18 protein-coding genes and 1 rRNA gene are annotated in these 22,502 nt (G+C 69.3%); 3 read left to right on the top strand and 16 right to left on the bottom strand.

Annotation, left to right across the window (positions count from 1 at the left end; all coding sequences use genetic code 11):
• The 14 genes from ACIPJ2_RS18420 to otsA form a co-directional block, all read right to left on the bottom strand.
• Window positions 1-910 (bottom strand): 16S ribosomal RNA (locus ACIPJ2_RS18420); the annotation flags it as partial.
• A 511-nt stretch (window positions 911-1,421) separates the two neighbouring features.
• Complete coding sequence (locus ACIPJ2_RS18415) at window positions 1,422-2,192, bottom strand: fumarylacetoacetate hydrolase family protein (RefSeq protein WP_281264919.1); 771 nt, start codon at window positions 2,190-2,192, stop codon at window positions 1,422-1,424.
• A gap of 30 nt (window positions 2,193-2,222) precedes the next feature.
• Complete coding sequence (locus tag ACIPJ2_RS18410; protein WP_402730058.1) at window positions 2,223-3,332, bottom strand: branched-chain amino acid aminotransferase; 1,110 nt, start codon at window positions 3,330-3,332, stop codon at window positions 2,223-2,225.
• A 15-nt stretch (window positions 3,333-3,347) separates the two neighbouring features.
• Complete coding sequence (locus ACIPJ2_RS18405; RefSeq protein ID WP_402730057.1) at window positions 3,348-4,415, bottom strand: 3-isopropylmalate dehydrogenase; 1,068 nt, start codon at window positions 4,413-4,415, stop codon at window positions 3,348-3,350.
• 10 nt (window positions 4,416-4,425) lie between these two features.
• Window positions 4,426-6,015, bottom strand: a complete 1,590-nt coding sequence (gene serA, locus ACIPJ2_RS18400) for a phosphoglycerate dehydrogenase (RefSeq protein WP_281264922.1) — start codon at window positions 6,013-6,015, stop codon at window positions 4,426-4,428.
• A gap of 147 nt (window positions 6,016-6,162) precedes the next feature.
• Window positions 6,163-6,540: a hypothetical protein gene (locus ACIPJ2_RS18395; protein ID WP_281264923.1), complete on the bottom strand. Its 378-nt coding sequence runs from the start codon at window positions 6,538-6,540 to the stop codon at window positions 6,163-6,165.
• Window positions 6,537-7,001 carry a hypothetical protein gene (locus ACIPJ2_RS18390; RefSeq protein ID WP_281264924.1) on the bottom strand — a complete coding sequence of 155 codons (465 nt, stop codon included), beginning with the start codon at window positions 6,999-7,001 and terminating at the stop codon, window positions 6,537-6,539. The genes ACIPJ2_RS18395 and ACIPJ2_RS18390 overlap by 4 nt, the downstream gene beginning before the upstream one ends.
• A gap of 61 nt (window positions 7,002-7,062) precedes the next feature.
• On the bottom strand, window positions 7,063-8,253 hold the full coding sequence (locus tag ACIPJ2_RS18385; protein WP_402730056.1) for a mannitol-1-phosphate 5-dehydrogenase: 1,191 nt from the start codon (window positions 8,251-8,253) through the stop codon (window positions 7,063-7,065).
• Window positions 8,254-8,466: 213 nt separating this feature from the next.
• Window positions 8,467-9,492, bottom strand: a complete 1,026-nt coding sequence (gene ilvC / locus ACIPJ2_RS18380; protein WP_402730055.1) for a ketol-acid reductoisomerase — start codon at window positions 9,490-9,492, stop codon at window positions 8,467-8,469.
• 46 nt (window positions 9,493-9,538) lie between these two features.
• Window positions 9,539-10,039, bottom strand: coding sequence for an acetolactate synthase small subunit (gene ilvN / locus ACIPJ2_RS18375; RefSeq protein ID WP_144763790.1), 501 nt, complete (start codon window positions 10,037-10,039; stop codon window positions 9,539-9,541).
• A complete protein-coding gene (locus ACIPJ2_RS18370; protein ID WP_402730054.1) occupies window positions 10,036-11,859 on the bottom strand; it encodes an acetolactate synthase large subunit in 1,824 nt (607 codons plus the stop codon). The genes ilvN and ACIPJ2_RS18370 overlap by 4 nt, the downstream gene beginning before the upstream one ends.
• 47 nt (window positions 11,860-11,906) lie before the next feature.
• Window positions 11,907-13,601 carry a dihydroxy-acid dehydratase gene (ilvD, locus tag ACIPJ2_RS18365; RefSeq protein WP_402730053.1) on the bottom strand — a complete coding sequence of 565 codons (1,695 nt, stop codon included), beginning with the start codon at window positions 13,599-13,601 and terminating at the stop codon, window positions 11,907-11,909.
• A 92-nt stretch (window positions 13,602-13,693) separates the two neighbouring features.
• Window positions 13,694-14,491, bottom strand: a complete 798-nt coding sequence (otsB, locus tag ACIPJ2_RS18360; RefSeq protein WP_402730052.1) for a trehalose-phosphatase — start codon at window positions 14,489-14,491, stop codon at window positions 13,694-13,696.
• Window positions 14,484-16,067: an alpha,alpha-trehalose-phosphate synthase (UDP-forming) gene (gene otsA, locus ACIPJ2_RS18355; RefSeq protein ID WP_402730051.1), complete on the bottom strand. Its 1,584-nt coding sequence runs from the start codon at window positions 16,065-16,067 to the stop codon at window positions 14,484-14,486. The genes otsB and otsA overlap by 8 nt, the downstream gene beginning before the upstream one ends.
• 136 nt (window positions 16,068-16,203) lie before the next feature.
• Here otsA and ACIPJ2_RS18350 point away from each other — a divergent pair, with 136 nt between their 5' ends.
• Both ACIPJ2_RS18350 and ACIPJ2_RS18345 read left to right on the top strand, forming a co-directional pair.
• Window positions 16,204-18,723, top strand: a complete 2,520-nt coding sequence (locus ACIPJ2_RS18350) for a hypothetical protein (protein ID WP_402730050.1) — start codon at window positions 16,204-16,206, stop codon at window positions 18,721-18,723.
• 78 nt (window positions 18,724-18,801) lie between these two features.
• Window positions 18,802-19,773, top strand: coding sequence for a magnesium transporter CorA family protein (locus tag ACIPJ2_RS18345; protein ID WP_402730049.1), 972 nt, complete (start codon window positions 18,802-18,804; stop codon window positions 19,771-19,773).
• A gap of 27 nt (window positions 19,774-19,800) precedes the next feature.
• On the opposite strand, the gene ACIPJ2_RS18340 is transcribed toward ACIPJ2_RS18345, so the two are convergent.
• The gene (locus tag ACIPJ2_RS18340; RefSeq protein ID WP_281264933.1) at window positions 19,801-20,952 is read right to left on the bottom strand and encodes an SLC13 family permease; all 1,152 of its coding nucleotides are present in this window, start codon (window positions 20,950-20,952) and stop codon (window positions 19,801-19,803) included.
• 86 nt (window positions 20,953-21,038) lie between these two features.
• Here ACIPJ2_RS18340 and ACIPJ2_RS18335 point away from each other — a divergent pair, with 86 nt between their 5' ends.
• Window positions 21,039-21,230 (top strand): hypothetical protein, encoded by a 192-nt coding sequence (locus ACIPJ2_RS18335; RefSeq protein WP_281264934.1) that lies wholly within the window; start codon window positions 21,039-21,041, stop codon window positions 21,228-21,230.
• Window positions 21,231-21,329: 99 nt separating this feature from the next.
• On the opposite strand, the gene ACIPJ2_RS18330 is transcribed toward ACIPJ2_RS18335, so the two are convergent.
• On the bottom strand, window positions 21,330-22,490 hold the full coding sequence (locus tag ACIPJ2_RS18330) for a mechanosensitive ion channel family protein (protein WP_402730048.1): 1,161 nt from the start codon (window positions 22,488-22,490) through the stop codon (window positions 21,330-21,332).
• Window positions 22,491-22,502 lie beyond the last annotated feature (12 nt).

Here is a 22,502-nt window from a genome sequence, read left to right as displayed (position 1 = left end):
GGCCCCCGTCAATTCCTTTGAGTTTTAGCCTTGCGGCCGTACTCCCCAGGCGGGGCGCTTAATGCGTTAGCTACGACACAGAAACCGTGGAAAGGTCCCTACATCTAGCGCCCAACGTTTACGGCATGGACTACCAGGGTATCTAATCCTGTTCGCTCCCCATGCTTTCGCTCCTCAGCGTCAGTTACGGCCCAGAGATCTGCCTTCGCCATCGGTGTTCCTCCTGATATCTGCGCATTCCACCGCTACACCAGGAATTCCAATCTCCCCTACCGCACTCTAGTCTGCCCGTACCCACTGCAAGCCCGAGGTTGAGCCTCGGGATTTCACAGCAGACGCGACAAACCGCCTACGAGCTCTTTACGCCCAATAATTCCGGACAACGCTTGCACCCTACGTATTACCGCGGCTGCTGGCACGTAGTTAGCCGGTGCTTTTTCTGCAGGTACCGTCACTTTCGCTTCTTCCCTACTAAAAGAGGTTTACAACCCGAAGGCCGTCATCCCTCACGCGGCGTTGCTGCATCAGGCTTTCGCCCATTGTGCAATATTCCCCACTGCTGCCTCCCGTAGGAGTCTGGGCCGTGTCTCAGTCCCAGTGTGGCCGGTCACCCTCTCAGGCCGGCTACCCGTCGTCGCCTTGGTGAGCCATTACCTCACCAACAAGCTGATAGGCCGCGAGTCCATCCCCAACCAAAAAATCTTTCCACCACCAGACCATGCGGCCGGCGATCATATCCAGTATTAGACGTCGTTTCCAACGCTTATCCCAGAGTCAGGGGCAGGTTACTCACGTGTTACTCACCCGTTCGCCACTAATCCACCCAGCAAGCTGGGCATCATCGTTCGACTTGCATGTGTTAAGCACGCCGCCAGCGTTCGTCCTGAGCCAGGATCAAACTCTCCGTAAAAAAATTACAACCAACACCGAAGTGCCAGCGAGTTGATCTTGACTGTTGACTGTCTACTGACAATCTTCAATCCAAAAGGAATTGTCTCCGACTCGACCAGCAAAACCGGCCGAGCACGGGGTCAATAAATTGGCATTGACAATGTGCACGCTGTTGAGTTCTCAAGGACCAGACGCGCCGAGCTTCTTCTCCCTGAAGGGAATGCCCGCTCGGGCAACTTCGGTACTGTACCACTACTTCAGTGGCGGTCTTTCGACCGGCTTCATTGGAGTGGGTGGTCCCGCTTGAGGTCGGCTCGGCTGGACTGCATCACCGGGGCTTTCGCTCCGGGTGACCGTCTCGGCTTCTCCGCCGCACCTTTGGGGTGACGAGTAAGAACTCTACGCACGATCCGCGGATCGGGCAAACCGGGGCTGCACGACGGCGTGTCGCCCGGAACGACGGGGAACAGGTGTCGTCGAACGACGAAGGGCCCCACATCCGGGTGGATGTGGGGCCCTCGGTCTGGTCGTCACTTGCGGGCGATGACCGGGTTCTTCAACGTGCCGATGCCGGAGATGGTCACCTCGACGACCTCGCCGTCGCGGATCTCCCCCACGCCGGCGGGGGTCCCGGTGAGGATGACGTCCCCGGGCAGGAGCGTCCAGATCGACGACACGAACTCGATGAGTGACGGGATGTCGTGCACCATCTCGCTCGTCGACGCCACCTGGCGCAGGTCGCCGTCGACGCGGGTCTCGAGACGGATGTCCGACGGGTCGATCTCGGTCTCGATCACCGGGCCGAGCGGGCAGAACGTGTCGAACCCCTTCGCCCGGGTCCACTGGCCGTCGCGAGCCTGGAGGTCACGGGCGGTCACGTCGTTCGCGATCGTGTACCCGAGGATGACACTCGCGAAGTCCTCGCGCGTGACGTTCTTCGCGAGCGAACCGATCACGATGGCGAGTTCGCCCTCGTGATCGACGCGGCCGACGCCCTCCGGCAGACGGATGGGATCGTCCGGGCCGATGACCGAGGTGTTCGGCTTGAGGAACACCACGGGGTCGTCACCCGACACGTCGTCCATCTCGTCGGCGTGCTCGGCGTAGTTGAGTCCGACGCCGATGACCTTGGAGCGCGGGATCACCGGTGCGAGGAGCTTCGCTTCCGACAGGGGCACCCGCTCCCCCGTGGTCTCGAAGCCCTGGTACATCGGGTCTCCCGCGAGCACCACCAGAGCGCGCTCGTCGAGGATGCCGTACCGGGGGTCTTCACCCTTGCTGCTGAACCGTGCGATCTTCACCGTTCGACCCTACCGACGCCGAGCCCGGGATCAGGACGCGTCGGTCAGCTTGGTCATCCACCCGTGCGGGTCGGGACGACGGCCGGACTGGATGTCGGTGAGCTCTTCTCGGAGGGACATCGTCAGTTCGCCGGCACCGACGGTGGGCGAGCCGATCGTGAAGCCGTCGCCGCGGAGTTCGGCGATCGGGGTCACCACGGCGGCGGTGCCGCACGCGAAGGCCTCGGTGATGGAACCGTCCGCGACGCCGTCACGCCACTCGTCGAGGGTCACCCGCCGCCGCTCGACCCGCAGGCCGCGGTCTTCCGCGAGCTGCAGGATCGAGTCGCGCGTGATCCCTTCGAGGATGGAGTCCGAGTCGGGCGTCACGAGCGTGCCGTCCGCCTTCACGAGCACGACGTTCATGCCGCCGAGCTCTTCGAGGTACTTGCCCTCTTCGGAGTCGAGGAACATCACCTGCTGACAGCCGTGCTCGTACGCCTCTTGCTGGGGCAGCAGCGAGGCGGCGTAGTTGCCGCCGGTCTTGGCAGCACCGGTGCCACCCCGACCCGCACGGGCGTAGTTCGATGACAGCCAGATGGACACCGGCTTCGGCCCGGACGTGAAGTACGCGCCGGCCGGACTCGCGATGCAGTGGTAGGACACCGCCTGGGCCGCACGGACCCCGAGGAACGACTCGGTGGCGATCATGAACGGCCGCAGGTACAGGCTCGTCTCCGGGGCACCCGGTACCCAGTCGACGTCGGTCCTGACCAGCTGCCGGATGGACTCGACGAACACCTCGACCGGCAGCTCCGGCAGCGCGAGCCGGCGGGCGGAGCGCTGGAACCGCTCGGCGTTCGCTTCCGGACGGAACGTCCACACCGAGCCGTCGGCGTGGCGGTACGCCTTCAGGCCCTCGAAGATCTCCTGCGCGTAGTGCAGCACGCTGGCGCTGGGGTCGAGCGAGAGCGGCCCGTACGGGTGGATCGAGGCGTCGTGCCAGCCGGCGTCGAGCGTCCACTCGACGGTGGCCATGTGGTCGGTGAAGTGCTTGCCGAACCCCGGGTCCGCCAGGATCGTCTCGCGCTCCGCCTCGGCACGGCGCTCGGCGGACGGGGTGGTGGAGAACTCGAGTCCGAAGACTGTCTCGGTGCTCATCGGTGTGGCTCCCTTTCAGGCGGTGGTGGTGCGCGCTGTGGCCGCGGCGGCGATGGCGTCGCCGATCTCGGCCGTGCGACGCTGCGTGGTGCCCCGGTCAGCCAGGTCCGCTTCCACCGCCCGTGTCACCGCCGTCGCCAGGTCACCCCGACCGATGTGGTCGAGGAGGAGTGCGACGGAGAGGATGGCGGCCGTGGGATCGGCCTTCTGCTGACCCGCGATGTCCGGCGCGGATCCGTGCACCGGCTCGAACATGCTGGGGAAGGTGCCGTCCGGGTTGATGTTGCCCGAGGCCGCCAGACCGATGCCGCCGCTGATCGCGCCGGCCAGGTCGGTGATGATGTCGCCGAAGAGGTTGTCGGTGACGATGACGTCGAACCTAGCAGGCTCCCGCACCATGTGGATGGTGACGGCGTCCACGTGCTGGTAGTCCACGGTGACCTCCGGGTACTCCGCCCCGACCGCGGCCACCGTGCGCTGCCAGAGTGCCCCGGCGTTCACGAGCACGTTGCTCTTGTGCACGAGCGTCAGGTGCTTGCGGGGACGACGGTCCGCCAGGTCGAACGCGTACCGCACGGTGCGCTCGACGCCGTACGCCGTGTTCACCGAGACCTCGGTCGCGATCTCGTGCGGCGTGCCGACGCGGATCGCTCCCCCGTTGCCGACGTACGGCCCCTCGGTGCCTTCCCGCACGACGACGAAGTCCACGTCCCCCGGGGAGGCCAGCGGTGTGACGACGGAGTCGTAGACCTTCGTCGGACGCAGGTTGACGTAGTGGTCGAAGGCGAACCGCAGCTTCAGCAGCAGCCCACGCTCGATGATGCCGCCGGCCAGGCGGGGGTCACGGGGATCCCCGCCGACCGCGCCGAGCAGGATCGCATCGTGCGCCGCGACAGCAGCCATGTCCTCGTCCGTCAGGATGTCGCCGGTCTCGAGGAACCGGGTGGCCCCGAGCGAGAACGGGGTCTCCTCGATGACGAGGTCGTCCGGGGTGACGGCGTGCAGGACCTTGAGGGCCTCGTCCACGACCTCTGGTCCGATGCCGTCACCACGGATGACGGCGAGCTTGAGCGTCTGCGTCATGAGTGCTCCCCTAGAGCGTGATGTCGATCTCGCGGAGCGAGGAGGCGTCGATCGTCGAACGGACGTGCTCGAGGATGTCCGCCGGCACGGGCGAGTCGACGGTCAGGACGCTGAGCGCCTGACCACCGGCCGAGTGCCGCGCGATCTGCATGGCGGCGATGTTGATGCCCGCTTCGCCGAACTCCTTGCCGTAGACCGCGACGATGCCGGGCCGGTCGGTGTAGTCCATGACCACGTGGTGCTTGTCGAGTGCGACCTCGACGTCGTAGCCGTTGATCTCCACGAGCTTCTCGACCTGCTTCGGGCCGGTGAGCGTGCCGGAGACGCTGATCGCCGGGCCCTCGGACTGGGCGCCACGGATCGTCAGCACGTTGCGGTACTCCGGGCTGTCCGAGTCGGTGATGAGCCGCACGCTGACCCCGCGCTGCTCCGCGATGAGCGGGGCGTTGACGTAGGACACCTGGTCGCTCACGACGTCGGTGAAGACGCCCTTGAGCGCCGCCAGCTTGAGGACGCTGACGTCGAACTCGGCGAGCTCGCCGTGGACCTCGACGTCGATGCTGGTCACCGGCGAGGTGGCGAGGGCCGTGAAGACCTGGCCGAGCTTCTCGACGAGCGGGATGCCGGGGCGCACGTACGGGTCGATGACGCCGCCGGCGACGTTCACCGCGTCAGGGACGAGCTCCCCGCCGAGGGCGAGCCGCACCGACTTGGCGACCGAGACGCCCGCTTTCTCCTGTGCTTCGTCGGTGGACGCTCCGAGGTGCGGCGTGACGACGACGTTCGGCAGCGAGACGAGCGGCGAGTCCGTCGGGGGCTCCGACACGAAGACGTCGAGGCCGGCACCGGCGATCTGGTTCGACGTGAGCGCACGGTGCAGCGCGTCTTCGTCGATGAGGCCACCGCGGGCGACGTTCACCACGAAGGCCGTCGGCTTCATGATCGCGAACTGGTCGTCCGAGATCATGCCGAGCGTCTCCGGCGTCTTCGGCATGTGGATCGTGACGAAGTCGGCGCGCCGCAGCAGGTCGTCGAGCGAGACGAGCTCCACCCCGAGCTGCTGCGCACGGGCGGTGGTGACGTAGGGGTCGTACGCGATGACCGAGACGCCGAAGGCCTGCAGGCGCTGGGTGATCAGCGCGCCGATGCGGCCGAGGCCGATGATGCCGACGGTCTTCTCGTACAGCTCGACGCCTGTGTACGCGGAACGCTTCCACGCGCCAGCCGCGAGCGACGCGTGCGCCGCCGGGATGTGCCGCGCGAGCGACAGGATGTGCCCGACCGTCAATTCGGCCGCCGAGATGATGTTCGACGTCGGGGCGTTGACGACCATCACGCCGGCCGTGGTGGCCGCCTTGATGTCGACGTTGTCGAGGCCGACACCCGCACGGGCGACGACCTTCAGGTTCGGGGCTGCGGCGATCGCTTCGGCGTCGACCTTGGTGGCGGAGCGCACCAGGATGGCGTGCGCGTCGGCGAGGGAGGCCAGGAGTGCGGATCGGTCGGTGCCGTCCACGTTCCGGATCTCGAAGTCGGGCCCGAGGGCGTCGACTGTGGCGGGCGAGAGTTCTTCGGCGATCAGGACGACCGGCTTCGGCACAGCTGCTGTTTCCTCACACGAGACGGGCGGTATCCCACCATCGTATCGACGCGAGCAGGCCGTTACGACCGCGGCAGCAGCCCTGTGGAGAACCGCGGGACGGGATGGAGGCTCGTGGCGGCGTCGCCACGGGCCTCCAGTCCGGTGTCAGGAACCGATGCGAAGCGTCGAGGACACGTACTGCAGGAGCGTGAACCAGAGCGCGGAGACCGCGCAGAGCGCGGCGACGAAGACGACGACCGTGCGGACCAGGTCCATCCGGCGCGACACCAGCCAGGCGGCGACGAAGGCGGCCGGCGCGATCAGCACGTCGAGGACGAGCGCCACCCACGGCGTCGACGTCTCGAGGCCGGTGCCGCCGTTCTTCCGGACGAACTCGTTGAAGTCCGACACGGACTTCGAGACGCCGACGAGGTTGCCGACGGCCTGCCAGGTCACGTACGCCAGGCACACGGCCGCGACGCCCCAGACGACCGCCTTGCCGACGGTGACCGTGCGCGGCCGCTCGGAGACGGCGGCGCTCACCCGAAGCTCCTGGTCATGATGAACGGCCACGGGATCAGGACGACCGCCCCGATGAGGAGCCAGACGAACTTGGTGCGGTTCCTGCTCCCCTGCCCGAGCCAGAGCGTGGCGGCGAACCAGAAGGCGGGAGCCATGATCGCGAGGACGCGCATCACCTCGGACACGATGCCCGCGACCCCGGAGCCCGTGACGGTGAGGAGGCTCGCGCTGACGAGCCACGCCACCGTGTAGAGCAGGTAGATGCCACCGAACACGCCCATGCCGACGAGTGCGCTCGAACCGAGCGGTTCCTCGGGGTCGTGCTCGCGGCGTGCCTTGACGCGGACCGGGTTGTGCGCGGCGTCGACGTGGGTGGCGTCGTCCGCGTCGCCCCACTGCAGGGCTGCGTCGTCGTCGTGGTCGAGCGCGCCGTCCGGCGGGGACGCCGCGGCGTCGTCGTGTGCGGGAGGTGCCGGGGTCATGCCCACGATTCTACGAGAGACGTGGCGACCTCGGGACCGGACGCCCGGCTGACGACGCCGGTCAGGCGTCGGCGGCCTGGGACTCGAGCACCTCGGCGACGACGTCCCGGACGGACGGGAACAGCGGGTGGCTCTCCATGAGACCGGTGAGGATCTCGGTGAGCGCGTGTGCCGTGGCCCCCGACCGGAGCAACGCGTGCAGCTCGATCGACTCGGGGTCGTTCTCGTCGTCGAACTCGAGCGCGACGCGGACGGCGCCGAGCAGGTGCTCGACGGGGAGGCCGCGCTCGGCGAGCTGCGCTGCCGGCCCGACGAAGCGTTCGCGGCGCCCGAGCTTGCGGAGCGGGTTCCGACCGACGCGGACGGTGGTGTCCGGCAGGTGCGGGTTCGCGATCCGGGAGAGGTTCGCGGCCACGTAGCGCGCGTGTTCCTCGGGGTCGAAGCCGTGCTTCGCGATGAGGAGCGCCGTGGTCTCCGCGAGGACGCCGTCGACCTCGGCCTTCACGGCGGTGTCCTCGAGCGCTTCGCGGATGAGCCGGATCCCGCGGACGTAGCCGTGGTAGGCAGCCGTCGCGTGGGCCGTGTTCACCGTGTAGAGCTTGCGCTCGACGAACGGCTGGAGGTCGTCGACCCAGGTCACGCCCTCGATCTCCGGGGGCTCGGCGTCCGAGCTCGCGAAGGGGGTGCGCTCGATGACCCACTCGTAGAACGGCTCGAGCACGACGTCGAGTCCACCGGACTGCCCGAGCACGCCGGACTGGTCGGGGACGATGCGGTCGATCGCGCAGTTCGCGAAGACGGCGGCGATGTCGCGGTCTTCGAGGATCGGGGCGCGACGGATGCTGGCGTGCAGGGAGTCCGTCGCGTTGAAGGCGTTCTCGCACGCGACGATCGTGACGTCACCGCGCTCGAGCGGCCGCGCCGCGAGCCCCTCGGCGATGACCGGCGCGACGAGCGGCAGCGTGCGGGCACCCACGGCCGTGGTGACGACGTCCGCCTCGGCGATCGCCCGGACGACGGCGTCGCGGTCGGTCTTGCTGCTGAGCGCGCGGAACCCGTAGACGAGGTGCTCGACCGGCATCTCGCCGACCTCGTGCACCACGAAGCGACCGGCTTCGTTGAGGGCCTGGACGACCCGCTCGTCGACGTCGACGAAGGTCAACTCGTAACCGCTGGCCACGAGGAACTGGCCCACGAATCCGCGCCCGATCTTGCCGGCGCCGATGTGGACCGCTCGCTTCGTCACCGCCATCCGTCGATCATCCCATGCCGATCGGTACGGTTCTGCCACGGTGCGGGCGCCACGGACGACGCATGTCGCGCAACGCGCTGCGCGTCGCCTGAGGGACGCCGGTCGACGGCGTCGGAGGTGTTGGAGTGCTGCTGCATAACGTTCGGGTCACATCGAGAGGCGGCGGTGCACGGGTGCACACCGCCGCCTCGTCGTCGAGTGGTCTGGGGAAGACTACCGCGCTGCGGAACCGTCGACGTAGTCGGAGTCCGACTGCTTCCACGCGAACAGCTTGCGCAGCTCGCGACCGGTCGCCTCGATCGGGTGGCCCTCGCCCTTCTCGCGGAGCGCCTTGAACTCCGGGGCGCCAGCATCCTGGTCGTCGATGAAGCGCTTGGCGAAGGTGCCGTCCTGGATGTCGGCGAGCACCGCCTTCATGTTCTCCTTGACCTCGGGCGAGATCACGCGGGGGCCGGACACGTAGTCACCGAACTCGGCGGTGTCGGAGATCGACCAGCGCTGCTTGGTGAGGCCGCCCTCCCAGATGAGGTCGACGATGAGCTTGAGCTCGTGGAGCACCTCGAAGTAGGCGATCTGCGGCTGGTAGCCCGCCTCGACGAGGGTCTCGAAGCCGTACTGGATGAGCTGCGACGTGCCACCGCAGAGGACGGCCTGCTCACCGAACAGGTCGGTCTCGGTCTCCTCGGTGAAGGTGGTCTTGATGCCGCCGGAGCGGAGGCCGCCGATCGCCTTGGAGTAGGACCACGCGAGGTCCCAGGCGGAGCCGGACGCGTCGACCTCGACGGCGACGATCACGGGGACGCCACGGCCGGCCTCGTACTCGCGGCGCACGGTGTGGCCGGGGCCCTTCGGTGCGACGAGCGACACGTCCACGCCCTCCGGCGCCTCGATGTAGCCGTAGCGGATGTTGAAGCCGTGGCCGAAGACGAGGGTCGCGCCCTGCTTGAGGTTCGGCTCGATGTCGTCCTTGTAGACGATGCGCTGGACCTGGTCCGGCGCGAGGATCACGACGACGTCGGCCCACTTGGTGGCCTCGGCAGGAGTGAGGACCTCGAAGCCCGCCTCTTCGGCCTTCTGGCGGCTCTTCGAGCCCTCCTGCAGACCGATCTTCACCTCGACGCCGGAGTCGCGGAGGTTGAGGGCGTGGGCGTGGCCCTGCGATCCGTAGCCGATGACCGCGACCTTCTTGCCCTGGATGAGGGTCAGGTCGGCGTCGGCGTCGTACACGATGTCAGTCACGGTGCGTGATCTCCTTGGTTGTGGTTCGTTCGGGGCCGGATGGCGCTCAGCGCACCCGGTCGGTGATGCTCTTCGGTCCGCGGCCCATGCCGAGGAGGCCCGCTCGGGCGAGCTCCTTGATGCCGTAGGGCTCGAGCACGCGGAGGATCGCCTGGATCTTGCCGGGGTCACCGGTCACCTCGACGATGAGCGAGTCGTTCGCGACGTCGACGACCTGGGCGCGGAACAGGTTCACTGCTTCGAGCACGGCCGAGCGCGTCTGGTTGTCGACACGGACCTTCACGAGCATGTGCTCCCGCTGGACCGACTGCGAGAAGTCGAGTTCGACGATCTTGATGACGTTGACGAGCTTGTTGAGCTGCTTGGTCACCTGTTCGAGCGGCAGGTCCTCGACGTCGACGACGACCGTGATGCGGGACAGGCCAGCGACCTCGGTGTTGCCCACGGCGAGGGACTCGATGTTGAAGCCGCGGCGGGCGAAGAGCCCGGCGACGCGGGTCAGCAGACCCGGCTTGTCCTCGACCAGGAGGGACAGGACGTGGCTCATGCGGTCTCCCCCGTCATGTCGGCGTCTTCCTCGTCCCAGGTGGGAGCGAGGGCCTGGGCGTACTCGATGGACGAGTTGCTGACCCCCTGCGGGACCATCGGCCAGACCATCGAGTCACGGCTCACGACGAAGTCGATCACCACGGGCCGGTCGTTCGTCTCGAGGGCCAGCTTGATCGCCGCGTCGACCTCGTCGGCCTTCTCGACCCGGATGCCGAGCGCACCGTAGGCGTCGGCGAGCTTGACGAAGTCCGGCACACGACGCGTCGAGTGACCGGTCTCCAGGTCCGTGAACGAGTGGCGGCCGTCGTAGAACAGCGTCTGCCACTGCCGGACCATGCCGAGCGACGAGTTGTTGATGATCGCGACCTTGATCGGGATGTCGTTGATGACACAGGTCGCGAGTTCCTGGTTCGTCATCTGGAAGCAGCCGTCGCCGTCGATCGCCCAGACCACCCGGTCGGGCTCGGCGACCTTCGCCCCCATGGCAGCGGGGACCGAGTAGCCCATCGTCCCGGCGCCGCCGGAGTTCAGCCACGCGTTCGGGCGCTCGTACTGGATGAACTGCGCCGACCACATCTGGTGCTGGCCGACCCCGGAGGCGTAGATGCCCTCGGGTCCGGTGAGCTCGCCGATGCGCCGGATGATCGCCTGCGGGGCGAGCAGTCCGTCGGTGGGCTCCGCGTACCCGAGCGGGAAGTCGACCTTGAGCTGGCGGAGCTTCGTCCACCAGTCGGCCGTCGACGCGCGGTCCTCGACGGGGATGCCGCCCCACGCGTCGAGCAGGTCGATGAGCACCTCGCGCGCGTCGCCCACGATCGGGACGTCGGCGAAGCGGATCTTCGAGATCTCGGCGGGGTCGATGTCGACGTGCACGACCTTGGCGTCCGGCGCGAACTCGTCGGCCTTGCCGGTCACCCGGTCGTCGAACCGGGCGCCGAGCGCGACGATCAGGTCGCTGTCCTGCAGGCCGAGCACCGCGGGGACGGTGCCGTGCATGCCGGGCATGCCGAGGTGCTGCGGGTGCGAGTCCGGGAAGGCCCCGCGAGCCATCAGCGTCGTGACGACGGGCGCACCAGTGGCCTCGGCGAACGCGAGCAGTTCGGCCGTCGCGCGGGAGCGGACGACACCGCCGCCGACGTAGAGCACCGGACGCTCGGCACCGGCGAGGAGCTGCGCGGCCGCGGTGATCTGCTTGCCGTGCGCCTTGGTGACCGGCCGGTAGCCCGGCAGGTCGATCTTGGGCGGCCAGACGTACGGCGCCGACTTCTGCTGGGCGTCCTTCGTGATGTCCACCAGCACGGGACCCGGGCGGCCGGTCGTCGCGATCTGGTACGCGGCGGCCAGGGTCGCCGGCACGTCGGCCGGGTCGGTCACGAGGAACGAGTGCTTCGTGATCGGCATGGTGATGCCGACGATGTCCGCTTCCTGGAAGGCGTCGGTGCCCATCAGCGTCGAGAACACCTGGCCGGTGATCGCGATGAACGGCACCGAGTCCATGTAGGCGTCGGCGATCGCGGTGACGAGGTTCGTCGCGCCGGGTCCGGACGTCGCGATGGCGACGCCGACCTTGCCGGACGCGGACGCGTAGCCCTCGGCCGCGTGACCGGCGCCCTGCTCGTGGCGGACCAGGATGTGGCGGATCGTCTTCGACGCCATGAGTTCGTCGTAGAACGGGATGATCGCGCCGCCGGGCAGCCCGAAGACGTCGGTGATCCCGAGGTGCTCGAGGGTCCGGAGGACGGCTCCCGAGCCGGTCAGGACCTCGGGAGTGCGACGCGCTCCCGTGGCCGCGGACAGCGGTGTGGCTTCCGTGGGCATGAAGGGTTCCTTGCCTGGAGAGATGGCGGTGGTGCGGGTGTCGAACGCTAGCCCGTGACCGCGCCCTTGGCGGCGGACTGCACGAGCTTGGCGTACTTCGCGAGGACTCCGCGGGTGTAGCGCGGGGGCAGCGGAGCCCAGCCGTCACGGCGGGCTTCCAGCTCGGCAGGCTCGACCAGTAGGTCGAGCGAGCGAGCCGCGATGTCGACACGGATGCGGTCGCCATCGCGCACGAATGCAACTGGACCTGCGTCCACTGCTTCCGGTGCGATGTGGCCGATGCACAGGCCGGTTGTGCCGCCTGAGAATCGTCCGTCGGTCAAGAGTAGTACATCCTTGCCGAGGCCAGCGCCCTTGATGGCAGCGGTGATGGCGAGCATCTCACGCATGCCGGGACCGCCCTTGGGGCCCTCGTACCGGATGACGACGACGTCGCCCTTCTGGATCCTGCCCTCGGTGAGGGCGTCCATCGCCGAGCGCTCGCGGTCGAACACGCGCGCAGGGCCCTCGAACACCGATGCGTCGAAGCCCGCGGTCTTCACCACGGCGCCCTCCGGCGCGAAGGAGCCCTGCAGGATCGTCAGGCCACCGGTCTCGTGGATCGGGTTGTCGAGCGTGCGGAACACCTCGCCGTCGAGCTCCGGCGGGTCGATCTCGGCGAGGTTCTCGGCGACGGTCTTGCCCGTCACGGTCATGCACTCGCCGTGCAGCAGGCCGGCGTCGAGCAGCGCCTTCATGATCACGGGGATACCGCCGTTGCGGTCGACGTCGACCATGACGTACTTGCCGAAGGGCTTCATGTCCGCCAGGTGCGGGACCTTGGAGCCGATGCGGTTGAAGTCGTCGAGGCTGAGTTCGACCTCGGCCTCGTGGGCGATCGCCAGCAGGTGCAGCACGACGTTGGTCGAGCCTCCGAGTGCCATGGCGACGGCGATCGCGTTCTCGAACGCCTCGCGCGTCAGGATCTGACGAGCGGTGATGCCGTGCTTGAGCATGTTCACGACGGCCTCGCCGGAGCGGTGCGCGTAGTAGTCGCGGCGGCGGTCGGCGCTGGGCGGCGCGGCGGATCCCGGGAGCGACATCCCGAGTGCTTCCGCGACCGACGCCATCGTGTTCGCCGTGTACATGCCGCCACAGGCACCCTCACCGGGGACGATCGCGCACTCGATCTTCTTGAGCTCTTCTTCGCTCATGGTGCCGGCCTTGCAGGCGCCGACACCCTCGAAGGAGTCGATGATCGTGACTTCCTTCATCGAGCCGTCGGCCTGCTTCACGTAGCCGGGCATGACCGACCCCGCGTAGAGGAAGACGCTCGCGAGGTCGAGCCGCGCGGCGGCCATGAGCATCCCGGGGAGCGACTTGTCGCAGCCGGCGAGCAGGACCGTGCCGTCCAGGCGCTCGGCGTTCACGACGGTCTCGACGCTGTCGGCGATGACCTCACGGGAGACGAGGGAGAAGTGCATCCCCTCGTGGCCCATCGAGATGCCGTCCGAGACGGAGATGGTGCCGAACTGCAGGGGGTACCCGCCGCCGCCGTGGACGCCTTCCTTGGCGCCCTGGGCGAGCCGGTCGAGGCTCAGGTTGCACGGGGTGATCTCGTTCCAGGACGAGGCGATGCCGATCTGCGGCTTCTCCCAGTCCTCGTCCCCCATCCCGACGGCACGCAGCATCCCACGCGAGGTGGTTGCTTCGATCCCGTCGGTGACGACCCGGCTCCGCGGCTTGACGTCGATATCAGGCATGGAGTGAGTCTAGGACCGATTGGGATACCAGTGGCGCACTTCGATGCGTTCGCATGGTTGCAACGGCCGGACGGGAGGCTCGGATCACCTCGTCAGCGCACCGCACGCAGCCTCGCGAGCTGCTTCAGGACGTCGGTCAGGGCCGCCGGATCGGCGACCCGGTGGCCGGCGAGCGTGTCGCCCTCCCCCACCTTCACACCGACGTCGCCGTCGCGGAGCACCCGGAAGGCGTCCTCGTCGGTGACGTCGTCCCCGGCGAAGAACACCGCGTCGGCGCCGCGGAGCTCGCGGAGCCGGTCGATGGCGTCGCCCTTCGTGACGTGTCGCACCGCGAACTCGAGGATGTCCTTGCCGCCGCGTTCGAGGACGTCGCCGTCGGCCTCGTGCGCCGCCGCACTCGCTGCGGCGTTCGCCTCGGCCGCGACCTCGGCGCTCACCCGGCGTGTGTGCACGCCGTGCCCTGCCGGCTTGTGCTCGATGACGACCCCGGGGAAGCGCTCCCCGACGGCGTCGAGCGCCGCACCGATCCGCGCGACGCGGTCGTGCTCCTCGGCGGTCAGTGCTTCTTGGTCGTGGCCGTCGACGCGCCACTCCACGCCGTGCGAGCCGACGAGCGACATGTCCTCCGGCGCCGCGGTGACCCGGGCGAGCGAGTCGAGCGGGCGGCCGGAGACGAGCACCACCTCGGTGTCCTTCGCGCGCTGCAGCGTCAGGACCGCCGCCCAGCTCCCCGGCAGGGCACCGACCTGACCGGGGTCGTCGGCGAAGGGCGCCAACGTGCCGTCGAAGTCCAGCGCGACCAGCAGCGTGCCGGACGCCGCCAGGTCCGCGAGAGCCGTGTCGAGCTCCGGAGCCGCCGTCTCGTCGACGTTCGTGGACTGGTCACGCATCACGGGCCTCCCGGGTGTCCTCCGCTGCACGCGCGGTCTGCGCGTCCTGGTCGAAGATCGACATGTTGTCGGTCTGTGCCTCGCGGTGCTGCTCCGCACCGGTCGGGTCGATCCGCGCGTTGCGCGGAGCGTGCCGGTCGAGGGCCTCGAGGAACGACCGCGACCAGCGGGCGACGTCGTTGTCGCGGACCCGCTTCCGGAGCGCGCGCATCCGCGTCGAGCGCTCGCGCTTCGGCATCTCGATGGCACGCTGGATCGAGTCCTTCAGGGCGCCGATGTCGTGCGGGTTGATGATCACCGCCTGCTTCAGTTCGTCGGCGGCGCCGGCGAACTCGGAGAGGATCAGCACGCCGTCGTTGTCGAAGCGGGTGGCGACGTACTCCTTCGCGACGAGGTTCATGCCGTCGCGGAGCGCGGTCACGAGCATGATGTCGGCGGCCAGGTAGAGCGCCACCATCTCCTCCCGCGGGTAGCCGTGGTGCAGGTACGAGATCGGCTGGTGCGTGATCGTGCCGAGATCGCCGTTCAGCCGCCCGACGCTCAGTTCGATCTCGTCGCGGAGCATCCGGTACGTGTCGACACGCTCCCGGCTCGGGCTCGCGACCTGCACGAGCGTGGCGTCCTCGACCTTGACCCGGCCGTCCTGGATGAGCTCGCCGAAGGCCTTGATGCGGTGCCGGATGCCCTTGGTGTAGTCGAGCCGGTCGACGCCGAGCAGCACGGTCTTCGGGTTGCCCAGCCCCTGCCGGATCTCGCGGGCACGCTCCTGCACCTCGGGGCGCCGGGCGATCTCCTCGAAGCTCTCGGCGTCGATCGAGATCGGGAAGTGCCGCGCCTCGACGTGGCGGACGGTGACGCCCTTGCGGCTCCGCGGGGCGTTCGGGTCGTCGACGGGGACGTCGATCGTCGAGCCCTTCGTCGTGTAGCCCTTGATGTGCCGAACCGCGCGGAGGAAGTCGCTGGCGTCGTCGTGCCGCTGGAACCCGATCACGTCCGCCCCGAGCAGGCCGTCGAGGATCTGCGCACGCCACGGCAGCTGCGCGTAGATGCCGACCGGTGGGAACGGGATGTGGTTGAAGAAGCCGATCGTCAGGTCCGGGCGGAGCTCGCGGAGGAGCGCCGGGACGAGCTGCAGCTGGTAGTCCTGCACCCAGACGATGCCGTCCTGCTCGACGATCTCGGCGATCTGCTCGGCGAAGCGCTTGTTGACGCCCTTGTAGGAGTTCCACCAGTCGCGGTGGTAGCTCGGGTGCTCGATGACGTCGTGGTAGAGCGGCCAGAGCGTGTCGTTGCTGAAGCCCTCGTAGTACTCCTCGACCTCGCTCGTGCTGAGCGGGACCGGGACGATGTGGATGCCCTCGTTGTCGAAGGGGTCCACCTCGACGTCCGGCTGCCCCACCCAGCCGACCCACGCGCCGTCGTTCGCGCGCATCACCGGTTCGAGCGCCGTCACGAGCCCGCCGGGCGAGTGCCGCCAGCCCTCGTTGCCCTCGTCGTCCACGACGCGGTCGACGGGCAGGCGGTTGGAGGCGACGACGAAGGAGTACTTGGCGGAAGAGCTGTGGGGTGCTGACACGGGTCCGAAGTTACCAGCGTGCCGACAGCTGATTCCCGGAGGATCCGCGGCTTCCGATATGCTGCATCCGTGTCGGGGGGACACGGCGTGCCGGAGGGGCTGGTGCGCGGCCGCCCGGCCGGAGAGGACTCCCGCCGTGAGCGACACCCCACCCGTCCCCCCTCGAGAGCCCGACGCACCTCGAGAGCCCGACGCACCTCGAGAGCCCGATGCGCTCGGCCGACTCCTCCGCTCGATCGGTGGTCGGGACTGGCTGGCCGCAGCGATCGCCGGTGCCGGCGCCTGGGTCGCGGCCTACGTCGTCGCGGGGATCTCGCTGCTGCTGACCGTGGCGATCGTCGCCGTCGGGTCCGGGTCGTCCGGAGGCGCGTCGATCGACGGCGGATTCGTGCCCGACTCTGGTGCGGCGTCCTCCGCTCCCGACCTGCAGAGCCTGCTGTCCGGCATCAGCGTGCTGCTCGGGGCTCCTGCGCAGCTGGTCGCCCTCGCCGACTTCGGACGACTGCACGTGTCGGGGTCCGTGCCGCTGTTCGGCCTCGCGGGCTCCGCGTCGCTCGGCGTCGCGCCGGCGCTCGTGCTCGCGGCGCAGGTCGTCATCGCCGTCGTGCTCACCCGCCGGATCCGCAGCCGCTCGCTGGGCGTGCCGCAGCTCCTCGTCACCTCGGCGGTGACCGGGCTGGTGCTCACCGCGTTCACGACGCTGGCCGGGCTCGTGCTCGCCATCCGGTTCCCGGCGTCGTCCGGGGTGTCGATCAGCGCCGTGCACGCGATCGGCATCGGCAGCGTCCTCGGCGCGTTCGTCGTCGGCGCGGCGTCCGCGCTCCTGGCCCGCCCGTCCGTGCTCGCACGAGGCCGGGTGCTCGCCGTCCGGACGCTCGGCACCGCTCGCGTCGCCGTCGGGCAGGTCGGGTTCCTGGTGGTGCTCGTCACGGTCGTCCTGGTGGTCGTCGCGCTCGTCGTCCAGCCGTCGTGGGGGTCGGCGCTGCCGCTCGTCGTCGGGAACCTGGCGTCGGCGATCGTGTCGCTCGGGTTCCTCGGGGGCGTCGGGGTGTCCGGCTTCGGCAGCGGCGCACAGACCGCCTCCGCGTTCGGCGGCGCGTCCGGCTGGCTCTGGCTGCTCGTGCTGTTCGTCGCCCTCACCGCCGTCGCCGCCGGCCTCGCACTCGCCGTCCGACGGAACGACCGCGTCAGGACCACCCTCGACTGGGTCGTGTCACCAGCGGTCTGGCTCGTCGTCGGCGTGGTCGTGTTCGTGCTCGGTACCGGGGTGTTCTCGTACTCGGCGACCGGGTCCAGCGTCGTCGGCGGCTCCGGGTCGATGGGCGTCGCGCCGTGGACCCCGGTCGTGTTCGCCGCGTGGGGTGCGGCGATCGAGGTCGTCGCGCGGTACCTGGCGCCGCTGCTCGTCCCCCGCCTGGGATCGCGCATCGTCCTGTTCACGTCGCGCCTGGTCGGTGCCGACCCGCGCCAGGTGGCACCCGGCTGGGCAGCGCCGGCGGGCGCGGCGCCGACGGGCGCGGCGCCGACGGGCGCGTCGGGTCCCGCTTCCGCCCAGGCCGCTGGGTGGTCGGGTGTCCCGGCCGCCGGGGACCAGCCGACCGCCGATGCCTCGCAGCCGTTCGTCGGCGCATCGCATCCGTCCGTCGGCGCGTCGCAGCCGTTCGTCGGGCCGGATGCGGCGAGCGCCGCTGCGCCCATGTCGCCGCGTGCCAAGAAGGTCCTGGTCCGGTCGCTCGTCGCCGGTGGCGCCGTCGTGGTGGTGGTCGTCGCCGGCGCGGTGACCACCGGGATCCTCCGCTCGAACGTGTGGGGCCCTGCGCCGACGGTGCGCAGCTACGTCGACGCGATCGCCCGGGGCGACGCCGCGACCGCCGAGCGGATGAGCGAGGTCCCCGAGGACGCCGCGATGCTCGACGCCGCGGTGCTGAAGAGCGCGGAGAACCGCCCGAGCGACGTCCGCGTGGGGCGGGTCGCGACGAGCGGCGACCGTGCCGTGGCCACCGTGAGCTACACGCAGGGCGGCAAGAACCGCTCCGGTCAGGTGGAGCTCCGTCGGACCGGGACGAGCTGGCTCGTGAAGGACGAGTGGCGTGTCACCGCTCCCCTGGCGGAGTCCGTGTCGATCACCGCCGCGTCCGCGCTCGAGGGCGCCCCGGTCACGGTCGGCGGGAAGCGGGTCGGGACGATCTCGGACGGGACCTTCCGGTCGCTCGCCTACCCGGGCACCTACCGGGTCGAGGTCGGCGGGACGAAGTACTTCACCGGGGGCACGAAGACGCTGTCGATCGGCGGCTCGTCGAGCCCGTACGTCGACTTCACCCCGAAGCCGACGAAGCAGCTCACGACCGACGCGGAGAAGTTCGTCACGGACGAGATCACGGCGTGCGCCGCGAAGACCGACGTCGACGCACTGAGCGGCTGCCCCTGGTACGGCCCGTACGACGCGGACGGTGCGGTCGAGTACGAGGTGAAGACGATGCCGGAGCTCAAGGTGGAGACCTCGGGTTCTGGCAGCATCCAGGTGACGAGCACCTCGGACGGTGTGATCGGGTACGACTACACGTCGTACTTCGGGGACAGCGGGCACCAGGAGGACACCTTCGACGTCTACGAGTTCCTGAAGGTCGAGGACGGCAAGCTGGTCTCGGCGTACTGAGCCGGAGCTGTACGGACTGCGCGCTCGGCGGGGCTTCCCCGCCGGGCGCGCAGTCGTCCCGTCACTAGGCTGGCGCGCATGGTCAGCACTCGCTCGTGGCGGAACGGATCGGCAGCCGAGCGGGACTTCCCCGTCGAACGCATCTCGGACCTCGTCGCCGAGGATGACACGTTCGTCTGGATCGACTACACGGACCCGTCCGCGGCGGACCTCGAACACGTCGAGGTCGAACTCGGCATCCACGCGCTCGCCGTCGAGGACGCGGTCGAACGCGGGCAGCGCCCGAAGCTCGACCGGTACCGCGACAGCCTGTTCCTGGTCGTCTACGACATCGCCGGGCGGAACGCGGACGGCTCGGTCGTCGTGCACGAGGTCAAGGCGTTCGTCACCCCCCGCGCGCTCGTCACGATCCACGGTGCCGACTTCGACATCGGCGAGGTCTCGAGTCGCCTCGACGCGAACGCCGACCAGGCAGACCACGGGGTGCCGTGGCTGGTGTGGGGGCTGCTCGACGCGGTGGTGGACCACGCGTCCGCGGTGGTCGAGGACATCGAGCAGGACATCGACGAGCTCGAGGACGACCTGTTCGAACGCGGCAACCCCCGCGAGCAGCAGATCCAGCGCCGGTCGTTCGCGCTCCGGAAGGGACTCGGGGTGATCCGGCGGCTGGTCGTCCCGACGAAGGACAGCGTCGCGTCCCTGCTCCACGGGGACGCCGAGACGATCGCCGACGGCATCCGCCCGTACTTCCGCGACGTCGAGGACCACCTGGTGTCGATCGCCGACTCCGCCGACCAGCTGCGGGACGCGGTGTCGAGCGTGCTGGACACGAACCTCAACCTGGCGTCGAACCGGCAGAACACCGTGATGAAGAAGGTGACGAGCTGGGCGGCGATCATCGCGATCCCGACCGCCATCACGGGGTTCTTCGGGCAGAACGTGACGTTCCCCGGCGAGGGGCAGTGGGGCGGCCTGTTCGTCTCCGTGGCGCTCATCGTCGTGTCGAGCCTGGTGCTCTACCGCGTCTTCAAGCACCGCGACTGGCTGTAGCGCCCGACGCGGACACCGAGCGGCGCGCTACACCCCCAGGGCGAGCACGCCGGCGACCACCGTCAGTGGCGCGACGACGCAGCCGAGCGCCATGTACTTCCCCCACGACAACCGGATGCCCTCGGCGGACAGCCGGGCGTGCCAGAGGAGCGTGGCGAGGGATGCCCACGGCGTGATGAGGCACCCGGCGTTCACCCCGATGAGCAGCGCCGCGTAGCGGAGGGCCTCGTGGCCGGCGGCCGGCTCGAGCACCAGGTACGCGGGCAGGTTGTCCATCACGTTCGCGGCGACCCCGCCGGCACCGGCGAGGAGGAGCAGCGACCCGGTGTCGGTCCCGCCGGAGAGCGCGCGCACGATCGGATCGGTCACCCCGGTGGCGTGCAGCGTCTCGACGACGACGAACAGCCCGGCGGCGAACACCAGCGTCGACCACGGCACCCGGGACGGCCGCAGCTCGCCCGGTGCGCGGAACGCCGCGACGACCACGAGCACCACCGCGGCCGCGAGTGCCGCGATCCAGACCGTCACCCCGGCGGTGAGCGCGACGACGAGCGCGACGAGCACCACCGACGCGGCGGTGAAGAAGACCGGGTCGGCCGGACGACGGACGTCGACGGGCGTGTACCGACCGAACAACCGCCCGCGGAAGACGACCAGCAGCACGGCACACGGCACGACGACCCCGGCGAGCGCCGCCCACACCATGAGCCCGGCGAACGGGATCGGCCCGTCGAGCCCGATGCGGTCGACGGCGAGCAGGTTCGTCAGGTTCGAGACGGGGAGCAGGAGCGACGCGGTGTTCGCGAGCCACACGGTGGTCAACGCGAACGGCATCGGCGGGAGCCCGACCCGACGGGCCAGGGCGATCACGATCGGGGTGAGCAGCACCGCGGTGGTGTCGATCGACAGGAACACCGTGCACAGGACGGCGAGGACGACGACCGCTCCCCACAGCCCGATGGTCCGCCCACCGCCGATGCGTGCGGCGACGTCGGCGAGGCGGTCGAACACGCCGGCGTCGGCGGCGAGTTCGGACACGATCGTGAGCCCGAGCACGAACCCGAGCACGGGCACGACCCGGTCGGCGAGCTCGGCGAGTTCGGGCAACGGGAGCAGCCCGAGTGCGACGCACACGGCGCCGACGACCAACAGACCTGCCCCGATGACGGCTTGACGCACGATGACTCCTCCATGAGCGGCCGCGATCGGCGGCGCTCCAATGTACAGACCAGTAGCGTGGACGCCGACGACGACAGGAGGAATCCGTGCGCAAGTTCTTGTTCAACGGTGCGGTGTGGAGTTCGATCATCAGCGGCTACAGCGTGCTGCAGACCACCAGGCAGGGGCCGCGTGACTGGCGTCTCGCCCTGACGTGGGTTGCCTGGTTGGCCACCACGATCGTGGCGATCGGCACGGTCGTCGAGGACGACCGCGCCGTCCGAGCGCGTCAGCCGTGAGCTGAACGCACCATCAGACGGACGGCCCGACCGGGCCGTCTGACGGACGGGAGGCCCGGTGCCAGCTGGCACCGGGCCTCCCGTCCGCGCGGAACGCGTCTACTGCTCCGACCGCGGGATGTGCGCGGTCTGGATCGGACCGGTGAAGAGCGCTGCGCGGTCGTCCTGGTCGGGTGTGAAGAGCGCGGAGTCGGACGCCGTCGACGCGGTCCGCCGGCGCGGCGCGACCTCGTCGACCATCTGCACGCGCTGGATCGGGAGCGCGTCCGGGTGGGTGCGCTGGATCCAGTCGACGAGTTCCTCGCGGATGTAGCAGCGCAGGTCGAACAGGGACGGGGCATCGTGCGACGTCGCGAGCACCCGGACCCGCACGTACCCCTGCACCGCGTCGGTGACCTGCAGCACCTTCACGCGCTCGTCCCAGAGCTCGGTGCGGGACAGGATCCGGTCGAGCTCGACGCGCATCTCCCCCGGGCGCACCCGCCAGTCCAGGTCGAACTCCACGGCACCGAGCAGTTCGCTGTTCGTCCTGGTCCAGTTCTCGAACGGCGTCGACGTGAAGTAGGTCGAGGGCAGCACGAACCGGCGGTCGTCCCACAGGTGCACGACGACGTACGTCAGGGTGATCTCCTCGATGCGCCCCCACTGCTGCTCGACCACGACGACGTCGTCGACCCGGATCGAGCCGGAGAACGCCAGCTGCATGCCGGCGAACACGTTGCCGAGCGTCGACTGCGCCGCGAGTCCGGCGATCACCGAGATGAGCCCGGCGGAGGCGAGGACGCTGGCACCGGCGGCCTCGACCCCGGGGAACGTCAGCAGGATCGCACCGACGCCGATGATCACGAGGACGGCGACGGTGAGGCGGCGGAGGATGAGGACCTGCGTGCGGATCCGCCTGGCGACGCGGTTGTCCGGCACGTCGACGCGGTACTTGTGGAGCCCCAGGCTCTCGAGGAAGATCGCGAGGCCGCAGGCGAACCACGTGCCGACGCCGATCGTGACGACGAGGAACACGTGCGAGACGGTCGCGCGCCACTCGTACGCGGACGTCGCGGGGATCGAGGACGCGAACGCCGTCCAGAGCAGCGCCACGAGCAGGAGCGTCCTGGTGGGGTGCTTCGTGCGCCTGGACAACGAGGCCGCCCAGCGCTCGCGGCGCCCGAGCGCCCGGAAGACGAGGTGCAGGACGAACGAGGCGACGGCGGTCACGAGCAGGGCGAACCCGATCGAGACGAGGAGTCGGAGGAGGATGTCCATCCCTCCATGCAA

Source organism: Curtobacterium sp. NPDC090217, assembly GCF_044746705.1.
Taxonomy (GTDB): Bacteria; Actinomycetota; Actinomycetes; order Actinomycetales; family Microbacteriaceae; genus Curtobacterium.
The sequence above is the reverse complement of the archived record's forward strand: the minus strand, read 5'-3'. Positions and strand labels throughout refer to the sequence as shown.

What these genes read in the sequence shown, in the direction of transcription:
- ACIPJ2_RS18390 (WP_281264924.1), bottom strand. Translation starts at nt 7,001, where the DNA reads ATGACCCCGGCACCTCCCGCACACGACGACGCCGCGGCGTCCCCGCCG.
- ilvN (WP_144763790.1), bottom strand. Translation starts at nt 10,039, where the DNA reads ATGAGCCACGTCCTGTCCCTCCTGGTCGAGGACAAGCCGGGTCTGCTG.
- otsB (WP_402730052.1), bottom strand. Translation starts at nt 14,491, where the DNA reads ATGCGTGACCAGTCCACGAACGTCGACGAGACGGCGGCTCCGGAGCTC.
- ACIPJ2_RS18370 (WP_402730054.1), bottom strand. Translation starts at nt 11,859, where the DNA reads ATGCCCACGGAAGCCACACCGCTGTCCGCGGCCACGGGAGCGCGTCGC.
- ACIPJ2_RS18330 (WP_402730048.1), bottom strand. Translation starts at nt 22,490, where the DNA reads ATGGACATCCTCCTCCGACTCCTCGTCTCGATCGGGTTCGCCCTGCTC.
- ilvD (WP_402730053.1), bottom strand. Translation starts at nt 13,601, where the DNA reads ATGCCTGATATCGACGTCAAGCCGCGGAGCCGGGTCGTCACCGACGGG.
- ACIPJ2_RS18345 (WP_402730049.1), top strand. Translation starts at nt 18,802, where the DNA reads ATGGTCAGCACTCGCTCGTGGCGGAACGGATCGGCAGCCGAGCGGGAC.
- ACIPJ2_RS18405 (WP_402730057.1), bottom strand. Translation starts at nt 4,415, where the DNA reads ATGACGCAGACGCTCAAGCTCGCCGTCATCCGTGGTGACGGCATCGGA.
- ACIPJ2_RS18410 (WP_402730058.1), bottom strand. Translation starts at nt 3,332, where the DNA reads ATGAGCACCGAGACAGTCTTCGGACTCGAGTTCTCCACCACCCCGTCC.
- ACIPJ2_RS18385 (WP_402730056.1), bottom strand. Translation starts at nt 8,253, where the DNA reads ATGGCGGTGACGAAGCGAGCGGTCCACATCGGCGCCGGCAAGATCGGG.